This is a genomic window from Rhodosalinus sp. FB01 (assembly GCF_041365715.1).
GTDB lineage: Bacteria > Pseudomonadota > Alphaproteobacteria > Rhodobacterales > Rhodobacteraceae > Rhodosalinus.
The window spans coordinates 1-16,246 of record NZ_JBGFSH010000011.1; the positions used below are offsets into that span (position 1 = coordinate 1).

Annotated in this window: 17 protein-coding genes; 8 read left to right on the plus strand and 9 right to left on the minus strand. The window is 69.9% G+C overall.

The window, feature by feature from the left end:
* Positions 1-143: 143 nt before the first annotated feature.
* Complete coding sequence (locus tag AB6A65_RS14075) at positions 144-749, minus strand: hypothetical protein (RefSeq protein WP_371039026.1); 606 nt, start codon at positions 747-749, stop codon at positions 144-146.
* A 123-nt stretch (positions 750-872) separates the two neighbouring features.
* On the opposite strand from AB6A65_RS14075, the gene AB6A65_RS14080 reads away from it, so the two are divergent.
* Positions 873-2,246 carry a cytochrome P450 gene (locus tag AB6A65_RS14080; protein WP_371039027.1) on the plus strand — a complete coding sequence of 458 codons (1,374 nt, stop codon included), beginning with the start codon at positions 873-875 and terminating at the stop codon, positions 2,244-2,246.
* Positions 2,247-2,357: 111 nt separating this feature from the next.
* Here the strand turns inward: AB6A65_RS14080 and AB6A65_RS14085 are convergent, their stop codons facing one another.
* On the minus strand, positions 2,358-4,748 hold the full coding sequence (locus AB6A65_RS14085; RefSeq protein ID WP_371039028.1) for a DNA topoisomerase IV subunit A: 2,391 nt from the start codon (positions 4,746-4,748) through the stop codon (positions 2,358-2,360).
* 171 nt (positions 4,749-4,919) lie between these two features.
* On the opposite strand from AB6A65_RS14085, the gene AB6A65_RS14090 reads away from it, so the two are divergent.
* The 6 genes from AB6A65_RS14090 (at position 4,920) to AB6A65_RS14115 (ending at position 9,431) form a co-directional block, all read left to right on the plus strand.
* Entirely contained in the window at positions 4,920-5,510 is a 591-nt protein-coding gene (locus tag AB6A65_RS14090; protein WP_371039029.1) for an SH3 domain-containing protein, read from the plus strand.
* A 42-nt stretch (positions 5,511-5,552) separates the two neighbouring features.
* Complete coding sequence (locus AB6A65_RS14095) at positions 5,553-6,383, plus strand: SDR family oxidoreductase (RefSeq protein ID WP_371039030.1); 831 nt, start codon at positions 5,553-5,555, stop codon at positions 6,381-6,383.
* Between the two features lie 77 nt (positions 6,384-6,460).
* On the plus strand, positions 6,461-6,667 hold the full coding sequence (locus AB6A65_RS14100) for a twin transmembrane helix small protein (protein ID WP_371039031.1): 207 nt from the start codon (positions 6,461-6,463) through the stop codon (positions 6,665-6,667).
* A 4-nt stretch (positions 6,668-6,671) separates the two neighbouring features.
* Positions 6,672-7,244, plus strand: a complete 573-nt coding sequence (locus AB6A65_RS14105; protein WP_371039032.1) for a cob(I)yrinic acid a,c-diamide adenosyltransferase — start codon at positions 6,672-6,674, stop codon at positions 7,242-7,244.
* A 499-nt stretch (positions 7,245-7,743) separates the two neighbouring features.
* Positions 7,744-8,502, plus strand: coding sequence for an electron transfer flavoprotein subunit beta/FixA family protein (locus AB6A65_RS14110; protein WP_371039033.1), 759 nt, complete (start codon positions 7,744-7,746; stop codon positions 8,500-8,502).
* Positions 8,502-9,431, plus strand: coding sequence for an FAD-binding protein (locus AB6A65_RS14115; RefSeq protein WP_371039034.1), 930 nt, complete (start codon positions 8,502-8,504; stop codon positions 9,429-9,431). The genes AB6A65_RS14110 and AB6A65_RS14115 overlap by 1 nt, the downstream gene beginning before the upstream one ends.
* Positions 9,432-9,486: 55 nt before the next feature.
* Here AB6A65_RS14115 and AB6A65_RS14120 read toward each other — a convergent pair whose 3' ends face one another.
* On the minus strand, positions 9,487-10,326 hold the full coding sequence (locus AB6A65_RS14120) for a DUF6473 family protein (RefSeq protein WP_371039035.1): 840 nt from the start codon (positions 10,324-10,326) through the stop codon (positions 9,487-9,489).
* Positions 10,327-10,527: 201 nt separating this feature from the next.
* On the opposite strand from AB6A65_RS14120, the gene AB6A65_RS14125 reads away from it, so the two are divergent.
* Positions 10,528-11,403: a 3-hydroxybutyryl-CoA dehydrogenase gene (locus AB6A65_RS14125; protein ID WP_371039036.1), complete on the plus strand. Its 876-nt coding sequence runs from the start codon at positions 10,528-10,530 to the stop codon at positions 11,401-11,403.
* Positions 11,404-11,410: 7 nt separating this feature from the next.
* Here the strand turns inward: AB6A65_RS14125 and AB6A65_RS14130 are convergent, their stop codons facing one another.
* From AB6A65_RS14130 to AB6A65_RS14155, 6 genes are all read right to left on the minus strand, one after another.
* The gene (locus AB6A65_RS14130) at positions 11,411-12,355 is read right to left on the minus strand and encodes a lysophospholipid acyltransferase family protein (RefSeq protein ID WP_371039126.1); all 945 of its coding nucleotides are present in this window, start codon (positions 12,353-12,355) and stop codon (positions 11,411-11,413) included.
* A 61-nt stretch (positions 12,356-12,416) separates the two neighbouring features.
* On the minus strand, positions 12,417-12,698 hold the full coding sequence (locus AB6A65_RS14135) for an HPr family phosphocarrier protein (RefSeq protein ID WP_371039037.1): 282 nt from the start codon (positions 12,696-12,698) through the stop codon (positions 12,417-12,419).
* A gap of 8 nt (positions 12,699-12,706) precedes the next feature.
* The gene (locus tag AB6A65_RS14140) at positions 12,707-13,099 is read right to left on the minus strand and encodes a PTS sugar transporter subunit IIA (RefSeq protein WP_371039127.1); all 393 of its coding nucleotides are present in this window, start codon (positions 13,097-13,099) and stop codon (positions 12,707-12,709) included.
* A gap of 8 nt (positions 13,100-13,107) precedes the next feature.
* Positions 13,108-14,025 carry an RNase adapter RapZ gene (gene rapZ, locus AB6A65_RS14145; RefSeq protein WP_371039038.1) on the minus strand — a complete coding sequence of 306 codons (918 nt, stop codon included), beginning with the start codon at positions 14,023-14,025 and terminating at the stop codon, positions 13,108-13,110.
* Positions 14,026-14,048: 23 nt separating this feature from the next.
* Entirely contained in the window at positions 14,049-14,456 is a 408-nt protein-coding gene (locus AB6A65_RS14150; protein ID WP_371039039.1) for an HPr kinase/phosphorylase, read from the minus strand.
* Between the two features lie 72 nt (positions 14,457-14,528).
* Positions 14,529-16,244: a sensor N-terminal transmembrane domain-containing protein gene (locus AB6A65_RS14155; RefSeq protein ID WP_371039040.1), complete on the minus strand. Its 1,716-nt coding sequence runs from the start codon at positions 16,242-16,244 to the stop codon at positions 14,529-14,531.
* Positions 16,245-16,246 lie beyond the last annotated feature (2 nt).

A 16,246-nucleotide genomic window follows, 5' to 3' on the forward strand; every position in this document is an offset into this window, starting at 1 on the left:
CGGCTTCGACCGCTCAAACTTCTCTTTTGCCATCTTCCTGAGGCGCCTCGCGGTTGGGGGGTCTGAGCCGACCCGGGTTAGCATCGCGCGCTCGTCTATTGGGTGCGCCCGGGAAAATCAAGCGCCTGATTGGCCCGGCGCGTCTAGCCGTCGGCGACCTGCGCCGCGGCGCCGGACGTGGTCCCGGGCGCGGCATCCGAAGGCTCCGGGCCGCCGAACCAGCCCTCCTCGCGATGCCGGCGCACAAGCTCCCGCTCGAGCTGCTTGGCCGCGGACACCGACAGGTTGCGCAGCTGCTCTTGCTTGCTGTTGCTGAGCCCCGAGCCGAGCAGAAGCGACTCGCCCGTCGGCGACTCGGTGACCGTGACCCGGAAGGGCTCCTCGTTCAGCTTCGTTCCGGTCGCGTCGTCCCAGACGGTCACGCTGACGATCAGCGCCGAATTGGGCGAGAAGAGGATGGGCACGCCGGGAAGCGCCAGGACGTAGCCGTCCACGCTCACCCCGAAATGGTAGAAGCTGTCGCCCTCGTAGCGGCCGAACCGCTCCTCGATGGCGGCGTCGAGCGCGGCTTCCCACTCTTGCCGCGTGGCCTCGCGCGAGGCCGGACCGATCACCGGCTCGCGCGCCAGGACCACGCTGTGGCCGAGACGGAAATCGCCCAGCGGAACCGGCGGCTCGGCGAGATCGGCCGTGGTGCCGCAGGCGGCGACAAGGCCGAGCAGGGCGAGAATGGCGGAACGTCTGGGCATGCGGGCACTCCGGCACGGGGACGGCCCCCGATAGCCCAGCGCGCCCGGGCATGCAATTGTCCGGCCGTTTTGCCCGCCGCGGCGCGGCGCCTATATCGCAGGAGCAGTCGAGGGGAGATGCGCGTGACCGGTCCGACCTCCACATCGAGCGAACTACCCGTCCGCGTCGCCCTCGGCACACGGCCGCTCGGCCTTTTCGAAAGCCTCGCGGCCGCGCGGCGCAACATCGTGGAGATCATCCCCGAGGTCGCCACGCGGCAGCCCGTCGTGTCGGGCAAGACCGGCACGCGCTGGCACATGGTCATGGACCCGGGCGCGCTGCGCCGCGTCCTGGTCGAGCGGCTGGACGACTACCCGAAATCGGACGTGACCAAGAGCCTGCTGCGCCCCGCCATCGGAGAGAGCCTCTTCATCGCGGAAGGCGCGCACTGGCGCTGGCAGCGCCGCGCGGCGGCGCCGGCCTTCTCGCACCGCAACGTGACGAGCCTCGCCCCCGTGATGACCGAGGCGGCGGAGCGCGCCGCCCACCGGATCGGCGCCGCGGCCGGGCGGCGCGCCGGCAACGCCTACGACGAGATGGTGGCGGCCACCTTCGACGTGATCTCGACGGTGACCTTCGCCGATGGCGAGGGCTTCGACCGCGCGGCGGTGCACGCGGCCATCGACGCCTACGTCACCGAATCCGGGAAGATCTCCTTTCTCGACGTGATCGGCGCCCCGGACTGGGTGCCCCGGCCCGGGCGCGTGGCCTTCGACCCGGCGACGCGCGACATGAAGGCGATGGCCGACCGGGTCGTCGCCGCGCGGGAGGCTCGCGGGCCGTCATCGACGCCCGATCTTCTCGACCTGCTCCGCGCCGGAGAGGATGCCGAGACCGGGCGGCGCATGTCCGACGCCGAGCTGCGCGACAACCTGCTGACCTTCATCGTGGCGGGCCACGAGACGACGGCGCTGACCCTTGCATGGTCGCTCTATCTCTGCGCCTTCGACAGGCGCGTGCAGGCGCGCGCTCAGGAAGAGGCGGCCGCGGTTCTGGGTGCGCGCGCCGCCGGCGCCGCGGATGTGGAGCGGCTGCCCTACATCCGCCAGATCTGCGAGGAGGCGCTGCGCCTCTACCCGCCCGCGGCGGTGTTCTCGCGCACCGCGCAGGTCGAGGATCGGCTTTGCGGCCGCGAGATCCGCCCGGGCGACACGGTGATGATCCCGGCCTACGCGCTCCACCGTCACCGCCTTCTCTGGGAGGCGCCGGACGCCTTCCGGCCCGAGCGTTTCGCCGATCGCAAGGCGATCCGGCGTTTCAGCTACCTGCCCTTCGGCGACGGCCCGCGCATCTGCATCGGGGCGAGCTTCGCCATTCAGGAGGCGGTGATCATCCTCGCCACGCTGCTCGCGCGGTTCCGCTTCACGCCGGTCGCGGGCCGCGATCCGCGCCCGGTCATGATCCTGACCCTACGGCCGGAAGGCGGCGTCTGGCTCGAGGCGGAGCCGCTCGCCTGACATCGTTGGCCGGGCGAAAAGGCCCCGCGGCGCGGCGGCGCGTCCGGGCTCCCTCCGGCCCGGTGGGCGCGACGCAAGGTGGACGCGCGGTCGGCCCGTCGAGGCGACCGGTCAGTTGAAGCGATTGTCGCGCGGAAAACCCCGGGGCGCCATGCGACCGGCCGAGGCACGCTTCGCGGTCCACTCGGCGAGATCCGTCTCGGTCCGGGTGCGGCCCGCCGGGTCATGCCCCGAAAGCCCCGCCTCGCGCGCGAAGGTCGTCGCGTCCGACAGGCCGCCGTCCTTATATTTCTGAAGGCGCACGCCCTTGCCGCGCGTCATCTCGGGCAGCTCCTCGATGTCGAAGACGAGCATCTTGCGATTGTCGCCCACCACCGCGACCGCGTCTCCCGCGACGCGCGCGCAGACCCGCGCCGTCGCCGGGGCGCGCACGTTGAGCACCTGCTTGCCGGCGCGCGTCTGGGCGAGCACCTCGTCCTCCGGCACGAGGAACCCGTCCCCGGCCGAAGAGGCGACCAGCAGCCGCGCACCCGGGCGATGGATCATCAGCGACACGATTTCGGCCTCGTTGGGCAGATCGACCATCAGGCGCACGGGCTCTCCCATGCCGCGCCCGCCCGGCAGGCCCGCCGCCGACAGCGTGTAGAACCGCCCGTTCGAGCCGAAGAGCAGAAGGCGGTCCGTCGTCTCGGCGTGGAAGATGAAGCGCGGGCCGTCCCCGTCCTTGAACTTGAGCTCGCGGTTGAGGTCCACGTGACCCGAAAGCGCGCGGATCCAGCCCATTTGCGAGCAGACGACCGTGATCGGTTCACGCTCGATCATCGCCTCGATCGGCACGTCCCCGGCCTCGGTCGCCTCGGCGAAGCCGGTGCGCCGCGCCCCGCCCGGCCATTCCCGGCCGAAACGCTTCTTCGTCTCGCGCAACTCCTCGGCGATGCGCGCCCATTGCACGCCCTCGTCCTCGAGCAGGTCCTCGAGCGCCGCGCGCTCCTCCATCAGCCGGTCGCGCTCTGCCGTCAGCTCCATCTCCTCGAGCCGGCGGAGGCTGCGCAGCCGCATGTTGAGGATCGCCTCGGCCTGCACGTCCGACAGCTCCCGGTCGGGGAAGCGCTTCGGCGTCTCTTCACCGGGCGGCGCGTCCGGGTCGGGCACCGCCTCGAGCGTGGCGCGGTCCACCCCGGCCAGCGGAGAGCGATACTCCGCCTCCGACGCCGCCCGCGTCAGCGTCGCCTGATGCGCGCGCGACCAGTCCTCGTACATCATCGCCGCCTTGGGCGCGTCGTCGTAGCGGATGATCTCGATCACGCGGTCGAGGTTCAGGAAGGCCAGAAGGAACCCTTCCAGCACCTCGAGGCGGTGGTCGATCCTGGCCAGCCGGTGGCGCGAGCGCCGGACCAGCACGCCGCGGCGGTGATCGAGGAAGGCGCGCAGCACCTCCTTGAGCGAGCACACCTTCGGTGTCAGGCCGTCCACGAGCACGTTCATGTTGAGCGGCACGCGGGTCTCGAGGTCCGAGCTGCGGAACAGCAGGCCCATCAGCACCTCGGGGTCCACGTTGCGCGAGCGCGGCTCGAGCACCACGCGCACGTCCTCGGCGCTCTCGTCCCGGATATCGGCGAGCGGCGGGACCTTCCGGGTCTGGATAAGCTCCGCGATCTTCTCGATCAGTTTCGATTTCGGAACCTGGTAGGGGATCTCGGTGACGACGATCTGCCACTGCCCGCGGCCGAGATCCTCCTTCTGCCACCGGGCACGCAGACGGAACCCGCCGCGGCCGGGGCGGTAGGCCTGCGCGATGCTCTCCGCGGGCTCCACGATCACGCCGCCGGTCGGAAAGTCGGGGCCGGGAATGTGGTTCAGCAGGGTGTCGTCCCGCGCGTCGGGCGCCTTGATCAGGTGAAGGCAGGCGTCGATCAGCTCCGAGAGGTTGTGGGGCGGGATGTTGGTGGCCATGCCCACCGCGATGCCGGAGGCGCCGTTGGCCAGCAGGTTGGGGAAGGCGGCGGGCAGCACCACCGGTTCCTGCAACGTGCCGTCGTAGTTGTCGCGGAAATCCACCGCGTCCTCGCCCAGACCGTCGAGCAGCGCCTCGGCGAAGACGGTCATGCGCGCCTCGGTGTAGCGCGGGGCGGCGGGGTTGTCGCCGTCGATCGAGCCGAAATTGCCCTGCCCGTCCACGAGCGGATAGCGCATGGCGAAGGGCTGGGCGAGGCGCGCCATGGCGTCATAGATCGCCGCGTCGCCGTGGGGGTGGTAGTTGCCCATCACGTCGCCGGAAATCTTCGCCGACTTGCGGAAGCCCCCGCCGGGCGCCAGCCGCAGCTCGCGCATGGCGTAGAGGATCCGCCGGTGCACGGGCTTCAACCCGTCGCGCGCGTCCGGCAGGGCGCGGTGCATGATCGTCGAGAGCGCGTAGGTCAGGTAACGCTCGCCCAGCGCGCGCCGCAGGGGCTCCGCCGACAGGGGCGCGGGCGCGCCGGGATCTTCGGGATGATCGTTCATGCGGCGGTGATAGCGGCGCCGGGAGGCCCGGTCAAAGCGTAGCCGCGCCGGCGATGCCGAAAGCCCGTTTTTTGGACTCCGTTGACGTTAGGGAATCTGTTAACGTTTTTGTTGCGTCAATTTGCTGCCAAGCGCGACGTAAGGGGTAACAAGGGGTCGGGGGGTGTCGCCATGCGGCGGTTCATGCTGCGCACCTTCGCCATGCTGGGGTGGGCTTTCTACGAGTTGAGCGGCGGGAGCGACTACGCGCCGCGCGAAGGCACGCTTCAGGCCGCGGCGCGAGAGCCCGGCCAGGATGTCGCGCGTGCCGTTTCGCCACCAGCGGCGTCCGTCGAGATCGCGCAGGATGGGGACGGGGCGGTGGAAACCGCCGCGCTTGGGAACGACGCCTTCGGGGTCACCCTGGCAGCGGCCCGCGATCCGGCGCCCGAGGAGGCCGCGGCGCCGGCGCGGGCGGAAACGCCCGGGGCCGTCGCGGGCGCCTCGCTCTTTTCCGACCCGGTGCTTCCGGTCACATCGGCGGGGCCTGCCGGGCCGGCGCCGCTGGCCGCACCGCCAGCAGACATGCGCAGGGTCGCGGGCGCAGCGGTCAACATGCGCAACGGCCCCGGCACGTCCTACAGCGTGCTCGCGCGGCTGTCGCGCGGCGAACGGGTCGAGGTTCTGAGCGATCCCGGCGAGGGCTGGGTGAAGCTGCGCGTGGAGACGACGGGGCGGGTCGGCTGGATGGCGGCCACGCTTCTCGAGAAGACCGACGCCTGATCCGCTTGCGCGCGCCCCGCGCGCAGCCTACGCCTCGGGGCCATGAGCGCGCGAACCATCCTGATCACCGGCTGCTCGTCGGGCATCGGATACGATGCGGCGCACGCCCTCGCGGCGCGCGGCTGGCGCGTCTTCGCGGCCTGCCGGCAGCAGCGCGATTGCACGCGCCTCGCCGAGGAAGGGCTCGAGACCGTGCAGCTCGACTACACGGACACCGGGTCGATCGCCGCCGCGCTGGATGCGGTGCTCGGTGCCACGGGCGCCCGGCTCGACGCGCTTTTCAACAACGGGGCGCACGCCATGCCCGGCGCGGTGGAGGATCTGCCCACCGACGCGCTGCGCGCCGTCTTCGAGGCGAACTTCTTCGGCTGGCACGAGCTGACGCGGCGGGTGATCCCCGCCATGCGGGCGCAGGGGCACGGCCGGATCGTGCAGTGCTCCTCGGTGCTCGGGCTCGTCGTCGCGCCCTGGCGCGGCGCCTACAACGCCACCAAGTTCGCGCTGGAAGGGCTGACGGACACGTTGCGCATCGAGATGCGCGGCACGGGTATCCATGTCGTGCTGATCGAGCCGGGACCCGTGACCTCCCGCATCCGCCAGAACGCGATTCCCCATTTCGAGCGCTGGGTGGACTGGGAAGCCTCGCCGAGGGCGGCGCAGTACCGCGCGACCCTGCTCAAGCGCCTCTACCAGGCGCGGGGGCCCGACCGCTTCGAACTGCCGCCCTCGGCAGTGACGAGAAAGCTGATCCATGCGCTGGAGAGCCCGAAGCCCGCGCCACGCTACCATGTGACGACCCCCACCCACATCGCGGCCGCGCTCCGGCGCGCGCTGCCGACCCGTGCGCTGGATCGGCTGCTTGCGAAGGGCTAGGAAAGCCCTTATTCGAGGTTCGCTTTTGCGCGGCACTCCGCTATGTGGCCCGCAACGCCAGTGAAAGGACCGCCGCCATGGCAAGTGATCCGCTTTTCATCGTGATCCTGCTGCTGCTTCTCGCGGTGGTCGTGATCCTCGCCACCGGGGTCGGCGGCTTCGCGAAGGGCGGCGAGTTCAACCGCAAGCACTCGAACCGGCTGATGCGCTGGCGCGTCGGGGTGCAGTTCGTCGCGGTTCTGGCGATTCTTCTCTTCATCTGGCTACGCGGAACGGGAGGCTGAGCGCATGGTCGTTCTCAACAAGATCTACACGAAGACGGGCGACGCCGGGGAAACCGCGCTGGGCGACGGCGCGCGGGTGGCCAAGCACGCGCCGCGTGTGGACACCTATGGCACCGCGGACGAGTTGAACGCCGTGGTCGGGCTGGCCCGGCTTCATGCCGAGGGCGAGGTGGACGCGGCGCTGTCGCGCATTCAGAACGACCTTTTCGATCTTGGCGCGGATCTCTGCTGCCCCGACATGGACCGCGATCACGAGGCCGAATACCCGCGCCTGCGCATGGTCGATGCCCAGACGCAGCGCCTCGAGGCCGAGATCGACGCGATGAACGAGAAACTGGAGCCGCTGCGCAGCTTCGTGCTGCCGGGGGGCTCCGCGCTCGCGGCGCATCTGCACCTGTGCCGCACGGTCGCGCGTCGAGCGGAGCGGCTTTCGGTGGAACTCGCCACGATGGAGCAGGTGAACCCCGCGGCGGTGACATACCTCAACCGCCTGTCGGACTGGTTCTTCGTCGCGGCCCGGATCGCCAACGACGACGGGCGCGCCGACGTCCTATGGGTTCCCGGGGCGAACCGCTGACGGCGAGCGCCGACGGGCGCCCGCCCTCCCCGGGCCCGGAGGCGCCATCGCGACCTGACCGCGGCCAAGATGACCCCGCGTTGCGGGCTTCGGGCCGCACGCTGTCCCGGGCCGTTCGGCCGGCGTGACAGAGTGCCGCACCTGCCGTCCGGATCGCGCGCCGCCGGGAGGCAGGTTTCCGGGCCCGGAAAGGGCCGTCCGGACGGCGCCTCGATCCGGCCGGCCCAGCGTGCCTGGAAAAGCGGATGTTCCGGCAGTGCCGCCGTGACGGCGCCGCCCGCGGCGCGGCCCCGGGCATCCGGCGGCCATGGGGCGGAGCGGCAGCGCCGCACCCGGTCGCCGGACCGCGTGAGGTCCCGCGAAACGAAAAACGCGACGTTCTTCGACGCCGGCGTGACGATTTTGCCCTGTTTCCCGCCAGAACGAAAATATATCACCCTCAGGTAACGTGCACCGCGCCGTCGTCGGCGGCGCCGAAACGATAGGGAGAACCACGCGGATGAAGGTACTCGTGCCGGTGAAGCGCGTGATCGACTACAACGTCAAGGTCCGCGTCAAGGCGGACGGCAGCGGCGTCGATCTCGCCAACGTCAAGATGTCCATGAACCCGTTCGACGAGATCGCGGTGGAAGAGGCGATCCGCCTCAAGGAGGCCGGCAAGGCCGAAGAGGTGATCGCCGTGTCGATCGGCGTGAAGCAGGCGCAGGAGACGCTGCGCACCGCGCTCGCCATGGGCGCCGACCGCGCCATCCTGATCGTCGCCGCCGACGACGTGCACCAGGATATCGAGCCGCTCGCCGTGGCCAAGCTTCTGGCCAGGGTCGTGGAGGAGGAGCAGCCGGGCCTCGTGCTCTGCGGCAAGCAGGCGATCGACAACGACATGAACGCCACCGGGCAGATGCTGGCCGCGCTGCTCGGCTGGAGCCAGGCGATGTACGCCAACGAGGTCGGAATCGAGGGCGACCACGCGGTCGTCACCCGGGAGGTGGACGGCGGCCTTCAGACCCTGAAGGTCAAGCTGCCGACCATCATCTCCACCGACCTGCGCCTCAACGAGCCGCGCTACGCCTCGCTTCCCAACATCATGAAGGCGAAGAAGAAGCCGCTCGAGGAGAAGACGGCCGCGGATTACGGCGTGGACGTCACGCCGCGGCTCAAGGTCGTCAAGACCAGCGAGCCCGAGACGCGCAAGGCCGGCGAGATGGTGGGCTCGGTCGACGAACTCGTGTCGAAACTCAAGGAAGCGGGGGTGGTGTGATGGCGGTTCTGCTGATTGCCGAGATCAACGACGGGGCGCTCGCGTTCGACGCCACCGCGAAGGCGGCGACCGCCGCGAAGGAGCTGGGCGAGGTGACGATCCTGGCCTGCGGCGCGAGCGCGGCGGACGCCGCGGCCGAGGCGGCGAAGATCGACGGCGTCGCCAAGGTGCTCTGCGCCGAGGACGCGCTTTACGGCCACCGCCTGGCCGAGCCGGTCGCCGCGCTCGTGGCGGAGCTGGCGAAGGACTACGACCACGTCGTGGCCCCCGCGACCACCGACGCCAAGAACATCCTGCCCCGCATCGCGGCGCTGCTTGACGTCATGGTCATCACCGACATCACGAAGGTGGTGGACGGCGACACGTTCGAGCGCCCGATTTACGCCGGAAACGCGATCCAGACGGTGAAATCCTCCGATGCGAAGAAGGTCCTGTCCGTCCGGACCTCGACCTTCGACGCCGCCGGCGCCGGCAACTCCGCGCCCGTCGAGACCATCGGCGCCGCGGCCGATCCGGCGCTGTCGGAATGGGTCGAGGACAAGGTGGCGGAAAGCGACCGCCCCGAACTGACCTCGGCCGGCGTGGTCGTCTCCGGCGGTCGCGGCGTTGGCAGCCAGGAGGATTTCGCCCTCATCGAGAAGCTTGCCGACAGGCTCAACGCGGCGGTGGGCGCAAGCCGCGCCGCGGTGGACTCGGGCTTTGCCCCGAACGACTGGCAGGTCGGGCAGACCGGTAAGGTGGTCGCGCCCGAGCTCTACATCGCCGTGGGCATCTCGGGGGCGATCCAGCACCTCGCGGGCATAATGGACTCGAAGGTCATCGTCGCCATCAACAAGGACGGGGAAGCGCCGATCTTCCAGGTCGCCGACTACGGCCTCGGCGCGGACCTGTTCGAGGCGCTGCCGGAACTCACCGAAAAGCTCGGCTGACCGGCGGAGCCGGACGGAACGCGAAGGCCCGCCCGCAGTGGCGGGCCTTTTCGTTTCAGCGATCCAGCAGCCCGCGCAGGACCGGCGCCAGCGCCTCGGCGGCCTCGGCGTGGGCGCGCGGCCCGGGCAGCCCCCGCGCCGCCGGGGCCTCCACGTCGCGGAACACCATGCCCTCCGTGCCGTCGGCGCGGGCGGCTTCGCTCGCCGCGACCTCCACCACGGTGGCGACGGCGGGCCGCAGGGCTTCGACCATCGCGCGCGTCACGAAGAGCGGTTCCGGCGCGCGGACCTCCACCGTCCGGATCGGAAAGGTGTCAGGCGAATGCTCCGCGAACCACAGAAGCACGACAGGCGCCCCGATCCGCTCGATTAGCGTGCGCATCCTTGCAAGCCATGCCGTCCGCATCTCTTCGCGGAGGGTGGCAAACCGTTTCGGGCAGCGCGCGGCAACGGTCGAAAGCATGTGCCCGGTGAAATGGAACTCCGTGAAGTCCACCTCCGGGAAGATCGACCGCATCAGGTCCGATGCGCGCACGAAACGGTCGTTCCGGCGCGGATGCACGCTGTAGAAGCGGTTGCTGAGGCTTTGCGCGCCCATCACCTGCACCACGGCGAGCCGCGCGCCCGCCGCCGCCTCCAGCACCGCGGCGTCGTTCGCGAAGGCGTCGACGCCCGCGTTGACGGCGCCGAAATTGAGACAGGTCTTGCCGAGCGGCTCTTCCAGAAGGTCCGGGAAGGGCCGGAGCACGAACTTGCCGAAGGTCTCCGTGCCGCCGAGGCAGGCGACGTAGTCGTCCGGCGGCGGCCGGCGGGGCCCGCGAAACAGGAGTTTGGAGCTTCCGTAACGATACGGAGCGTAATCGAGCCCTGCGCGGCCCGGCATTGCGTAGGTCATCACACCCACCACTTTTCTTCTCACCCGGCGGGCAGAGTCGCGGCGCACCGTTGACAATCGGCTAAACGCCCAATTCGCCGAAACTTTTCGAATCCCGCGCGGACTTGGCAAAGCGGCCCCGCTGCCCCTATGGTCACGCGCAAGAGAAAGCCCTGCGGCGGGACGGCGCGCGGCACGAACCGGACAAGAGGAGCGGTGAGCATGGAAATCGCGAGCGTCGGCATCGTGGGCGCCGGGCAGATGGGCAACGGGATCGCGCATGTCATGGCGCTCGCCGGGTACGACGTGCTTCTGAACGATGTCAGCCAGGAGGCGCTGGACGACGCGCTCGCGCTGATCGACAGGAACCTGTCGCGTCAGGTCTCCCGCGGGAAGATCACCGACGAGGAGAAGACCGCCGCGCTCGCCCGGATCCGGCCCACCCTCGAACTCACCGAACTCGGCCAGACGGACCTCGTGATCGAGGCCGCGACAGAGCGCGAGGAGGTCAAGCAGAAGATCTTCGACACGCTGCACGCGCATCTCAAGCCGGAAACGATCCTGACCTCGAACACCTCCTCGATCTCGATCACCCGGCTCGCCAGCCGCACCGACCGGCCGGAGAAGTTCATGGGCTTCCACTTCATGAACCCGGTTCCGGTGATGCAGCTTGTCGAGCTCATTCGCGGGATCGCCACCGACGAGGAGACGTTCAAGGCCTGCAAGACGGTTGTCGACCGGCTTGGCAAGACCGCGGCCTCGGCGGAGGATTTCCCCGCCTTCATCGTCAACCGCATTCTCATGCCGATGATCAACGAGGCCGTCTACACGCTTTACGAGGGCGTCGGCAGCGTCGAATCGATCGACCAGTCCATGAAGCTCGGCGCGAACCACCCGATGGGGCCGCTCGAGCTGGCCGACTTCATCGGGCTCGATACCTGCCTTGCAATCATGAACGTGCTGCACGAGGGCCTGGCCGACACGAAATACCGGCCCTGCCCGCTGCTCACGAAATACGTCGAGGCCGGGTGGCTGGGCCGCAAGACGCAGCGCGGCTTCTACGACTACCGCGGCGAGACGCCGGTGCCCACGCGCTGATCGCTTCTCAGCGGCTGTTCGCCGTGCCCGGGCGCGTCAGCGGGGCGGACCCGACCCCGGGCGGCCGCGCGCTTCCGGTGTGCCCGACCGACAGCGTGCGCTCGCGCAGCCATGCCACGAAGCCGCGCGGATTCTCGGCCCAGCGCTGGATTTCGTCCCGCTCGATCACCTCGCCCACCCTCGGCGATTGCGGACGGTTCAGCGCGTGCACGACCTCGTGCAGAAGCAGCCCCTGCCGCAGCGTCGCCGAGATGCGGTTGGCCATCTGGTACCACCGCGAGTTCTGTCCGGGGAAATACACCGGCAGCACCCGGGCGCCCGAGCGCTGGATCATCTTCGCGGTGAAAGGGTTCCACTCCGCCTCGACGGCCGGGCCGAACAGGGTTCGGGACGCCGCAACGACACCCGACGGGAAGAGCACGATCGCGCCGCCGTCCTTCAGATGCGCCATCGCGCGTTTGCGCATCTCCAGGTTCTGCTGAAGCGCGCCCTCCTCATGGGCGAAGGGCACCGGGATCATGAAATGCTCGATCTCGCCCACGCCGGTCAGCAGCGAGCGCGTGAGAATCTTGTAGTCGGTGCGGCGGCGCCCCACCAGTTCGGCGAGGACCATGCCGTCCACCAGCCCGTGAGGGTGGTTCGCAGTGATGACGAGCGGCCCCTCCCGGGGAATGCGCGCGATCTCCTCCGGCGGCGTCTCGAGCTCGATCCCCATCGTGTCGAGCGCCTGTTTCCAGAAGGCCTGGCCGCAGGGCACGCCCATCGCCTCGAATGTCCGGATGAGGCGCAGAAGCTTCATCTTGCCCGTCAGCAACTCCATCGCCTGGATGGTCCGGACCTGGAGGGGATTGGTGAAGGTGTTGGCATAGCTCAGCCGCCGCCGGTCATAGGGGCGGTCGGACAGGTTGGACCCGTCGCCCTGCCCCCGCACGACATCGGGACGGTTGTGCATCAGCACGGGACGGTGCTGCGAGCTGTCAACCAAACTGCCGGACCTCCCTCGCCCTGCCGGTTCACATGTCCTCGCCGAAACGGTCGGCCACCAGAGCCTCCAGCGCGTCCGCCAGCGCGACGGCATCGGGTCCGGACGTCTGAACCTGAATAGAGGTTCCCCTGGAGGCTGCCAACATCAAAAGCCCCATGATCGAGTCCCCCGATGCCATGTGCCCGTCGCGGCTGATCTCCGCCGTCGCGTCGAAGCCCTCGACCACCTCGACGAGCTTGGCGGAGGCGCGCGCGTGCAGCCCCTTCTCGTTGACGATCTTCAGGACACGGGTGGTGCAATCGCTCGGCATGGCTGGGCCTAGTCAAGGGAAATGTTCTGGCTGTCAATATACTTCCGCCCCGCCTCGAGCGCGTCCCGCACCGCCTCCGCGAGGCCGAGATGGCGCGACTTGGACAGCTTGATCAGCATCGGCAGGTTGGCGCCGTAGAGAATGCGCCGGTCGGCCGGCGCGCTGGCGCGCAGCGACAGATTGGAGGGCGAGCCGCCGAACATGTCGGTCACGATCACGACGCCCCCGCCCTCGTCCACCGCGTCGGCCGCGGCGCAGATCTCGCGCTGCTTGGCGTCGCGGTCATGGTCGGCCTCGATGGAAATGGCACGGATGCCTTTCTGCGCACCCACCACGTGCTCGACGGCGGCGAGGTATTCCCGCGCAAGCCCGCCATGGGCGACGATCACGATGCCGATCACGGGGTGTTTCACGCCGCTGGCGCTCCCTCCGGTGCGGGCCCGGCGGCGGGATCGTCCTGCCGCTCCAGTTCGCGATGCCTTATTGACACCGGCCAGCCGGCCTCTGCAAGGGCAGCGGCCATGTCCTCGGCCGCCGCGACGGATCGGTGCCGCCCGCCGGTGCAGCCGAAGGCGACGGTGACATGCGCCTTGCCCTCCTCCCCGTAGGCCGGGAGAAGGAAGCCGAGCAGGTCCCAGAGGCGGCCGAAGAAGGCCGCGTATCGCGCATCGGCGCGCACATGCGCGGCCACCTCCGGATCGGTTCCGTCACGGTGGCGCAACTCCGGCTGCCAGTGCGGATTGACCAGGAAGCGGCAGTCGAAAAGAAGATCCGCCCCGGGCGGGAGCCCCCGCTTGTAGGAGAAGGACTGCACCGAAACCGCGAGCGTCCCGCCGTTCTCCGGGGCGCACCAGTGCCGGATCTCCGCGCGAGGTTCGTGCGGGGTAAGTTCGGAACTGTCGATGAGGATGGCGGCGCGCGCGCGCACCGGCGCGAGAAGGTCGATTTCGCGCGCGATGCCGTCCTGCGGCGTCTCCGCGGGGGCGAGCGGATGGCGGCGCCGGGTCTCCGAGTAGCGGCGCAGCAGCACGTCCGGCCGGCAATCGAGATAAAGCAGGTCGCCCGCGACACCGTCCAGCCCGGCAAGCCAGTCCGCCAGTTCGAGCATGGCCGCGACCGAGAAATCGCGGTTGCGCGCATCGATGCCAAGGGCGAGTGGCCGGCGCGGCGGCGGCCCCGACAAGAGACGCGGCAGCAATCCGAGCGGCAGGTTGTCGATCGCCTCGTAGCCCAGATCCTCGAGCGCGTTGATCGCGGTGGTGCGGCCCGCGCCAGCGGGCCCGGTCACCAGCACCACGCGCTGCCGCGGGATCGACGGGGTTTCCATGTCCTCTGTTACGGGCATATGCCTCACGCGAAGCGACCGCAGGACAGGTATTGCAGTATCGCGGCCGGAAAATGGCCCGCCGCGGAATTGTGAACCACCGGCAGGGACACGCCAAGAAGATCCCGCCGGCGCAGGGGCGGCAGCCGCGCGGTCTCGGTGCGGTCGAGATCCACCAGCAGGCCGAGCAGCGTGGGCCCGGCCGCCCGCGCGTGCAGAAGGCCGACGCCCCGCGCCTCCACCAGGCCGCGCAGCGCGGGGGGCGCGTCCGCCACGATATGCGGGCCGGCGCGGCGCACCACGACGCGATCGTCCGCCACAAGCAGCGCACCCCGCGCGAGGCATTCCAGCGCGAGCCGCGACTGCCCCGCCCCCGAACGCCCGAGGGCCAAGGCAGCGCGGCCCTGAAGGGTGATGCAGGCCGCGTGCAGCACTGTTTCCTCCGGACGGGGGTCGGGCGACGCCTCGCCCGCGATTTGGGAAGGGCGGGCGGCGTCGGGCACGGCTCAGATCGGCAGGCCGACCACGAAGCGCGCGCCCAGCGGCTCCGAAGTCGGGTCGGCCTCCGTGGGACGGATGTTCTCGGCCCAGATCACGCCGCCATGGGCAACCACGATCTGCGCGGAGATGGCGAGGCCCAGGCCGGAGTTGTTGCCGAAATCGTCCCCGGGCCGCTCCGAGTAGAAGCGCTTGAAGATCATTTTCTCGGCGCCGGCCGGGATGCCGGGGCCGGTATCCTCCACCACCACGAGCACGCGGTTGTCGCGGCGGCGCGCCCACATCCGGATCGCGTCACCCTCTTGGCAGAAGCTGATGGCGTTGGTGATGAGGTTCACGAAGACCTGCGCGAGCCGCGCCTCGAGCCCGTGCACGATGATCTTCTCGTCGGGCAGGTCGAGGATGAAGTCGATGTTCTTGGCGCGCGCCTCCTGGCCGAGGTACTGGCCCAGGTTGTCGAGCATCTTGCAGAGATCGAAGGCCTCTTCCTCTTCCTTCACAAGCTCGCTGTCCAGCCGCGACGCGTTGGAGATGTCGCTCACCAGCCGGTCGAGCCGCCGCACGTCATGGTCGATCACGTCCAGGAGCTTCTGGCGGTGATCCTCGCGGCTGGCCACGCGCAGCGTTCCCACCGCCGAACGCAGGCTCGCGAGCGGGTTCTTGATCTCGTGCGCCACGTCCGCGGCGAATTGCTCGTTGGCGTCGATCCGTTCGTAAAGCGCGTTGACCATGCCCCGAAGCGCGCCGGACAGGCGGCCGATCTCGTCGGGGCGCGCGGTGAGGTCGGGGATGCGCACGCGGCCCGGCCCGCCCATGCGCCCATGTTCCCGACGGGCGCCGATCTCGGCGGCGGCGGCAAGCTCGTGGAGCGGGTTGGCGATGGTCGACGCCAGCACGAGGCTCAGGCCGATGGAGACGAGGATCGCCACGACGAACATCTGCAGCACGCGCTCGCGCTCCGCGCGCACCATCTGGTCGATCTCGCCGGCCGCGCTCGCCATGGCGACGACGCCCACGGCGCGCCCGTCCAGCATCACGGGGGTCGCAACGGTGATGACGCTGCCGCCGGTCGTGCCCGTCGCCGTCTCCACGACCGTCCGTCCCGAAAGCGCCGCAGTCACCGCAGGACCGAGCTGGGCCTCGACCGAGACTGCCGGCGCGTCGCCGACGAGGTTCGCGGCCCCCTCCAGCATGTCCCAGAGCCGGGACAGCGTGTCCGAGAGAACGGTGCGCGCCGCTTCCTCGCGGAGCAGCCGCAGGGGTTCCGACCCGGTTTGCCCCTCGCGGTGCGCGATCGGGGTCCCGGCCTCATCGAAGACGAAAACCTCCACCCCGCGGCGCAGGTCGAGCCCGTCCAGCGTCCGAGGGGGGGCGAGCCCTTCCTCGCCGCCGAGCGAGGTCGGCCCATCCGCGCCGAGCTGCGCCTCGAACACGTCGGCCACGAGCTCCACCTCGCCGACGAGCCCCGCGGCCCGCTGCAGCGCGAGACTGTCACGGGAGGAATTGAGATACAGGATGCCCGCGACGAGGATGTTCAGGGCGATCAGGTTGAAGACGATGATCTTCCTGGTCAGCGGAGATCGGCGCAACGACAGGAGCCCGCGCCGCTCGCGCGGGGTATCGCGGAGCGTACCGTCGGGCGCGACCCAGTCCTCGCCCAGGACGAGATCGGCGTCGCGCCTTTTCGGGGCCTGCCCCAAGCCCGTGCCCTCCGCCAGAGCCATCC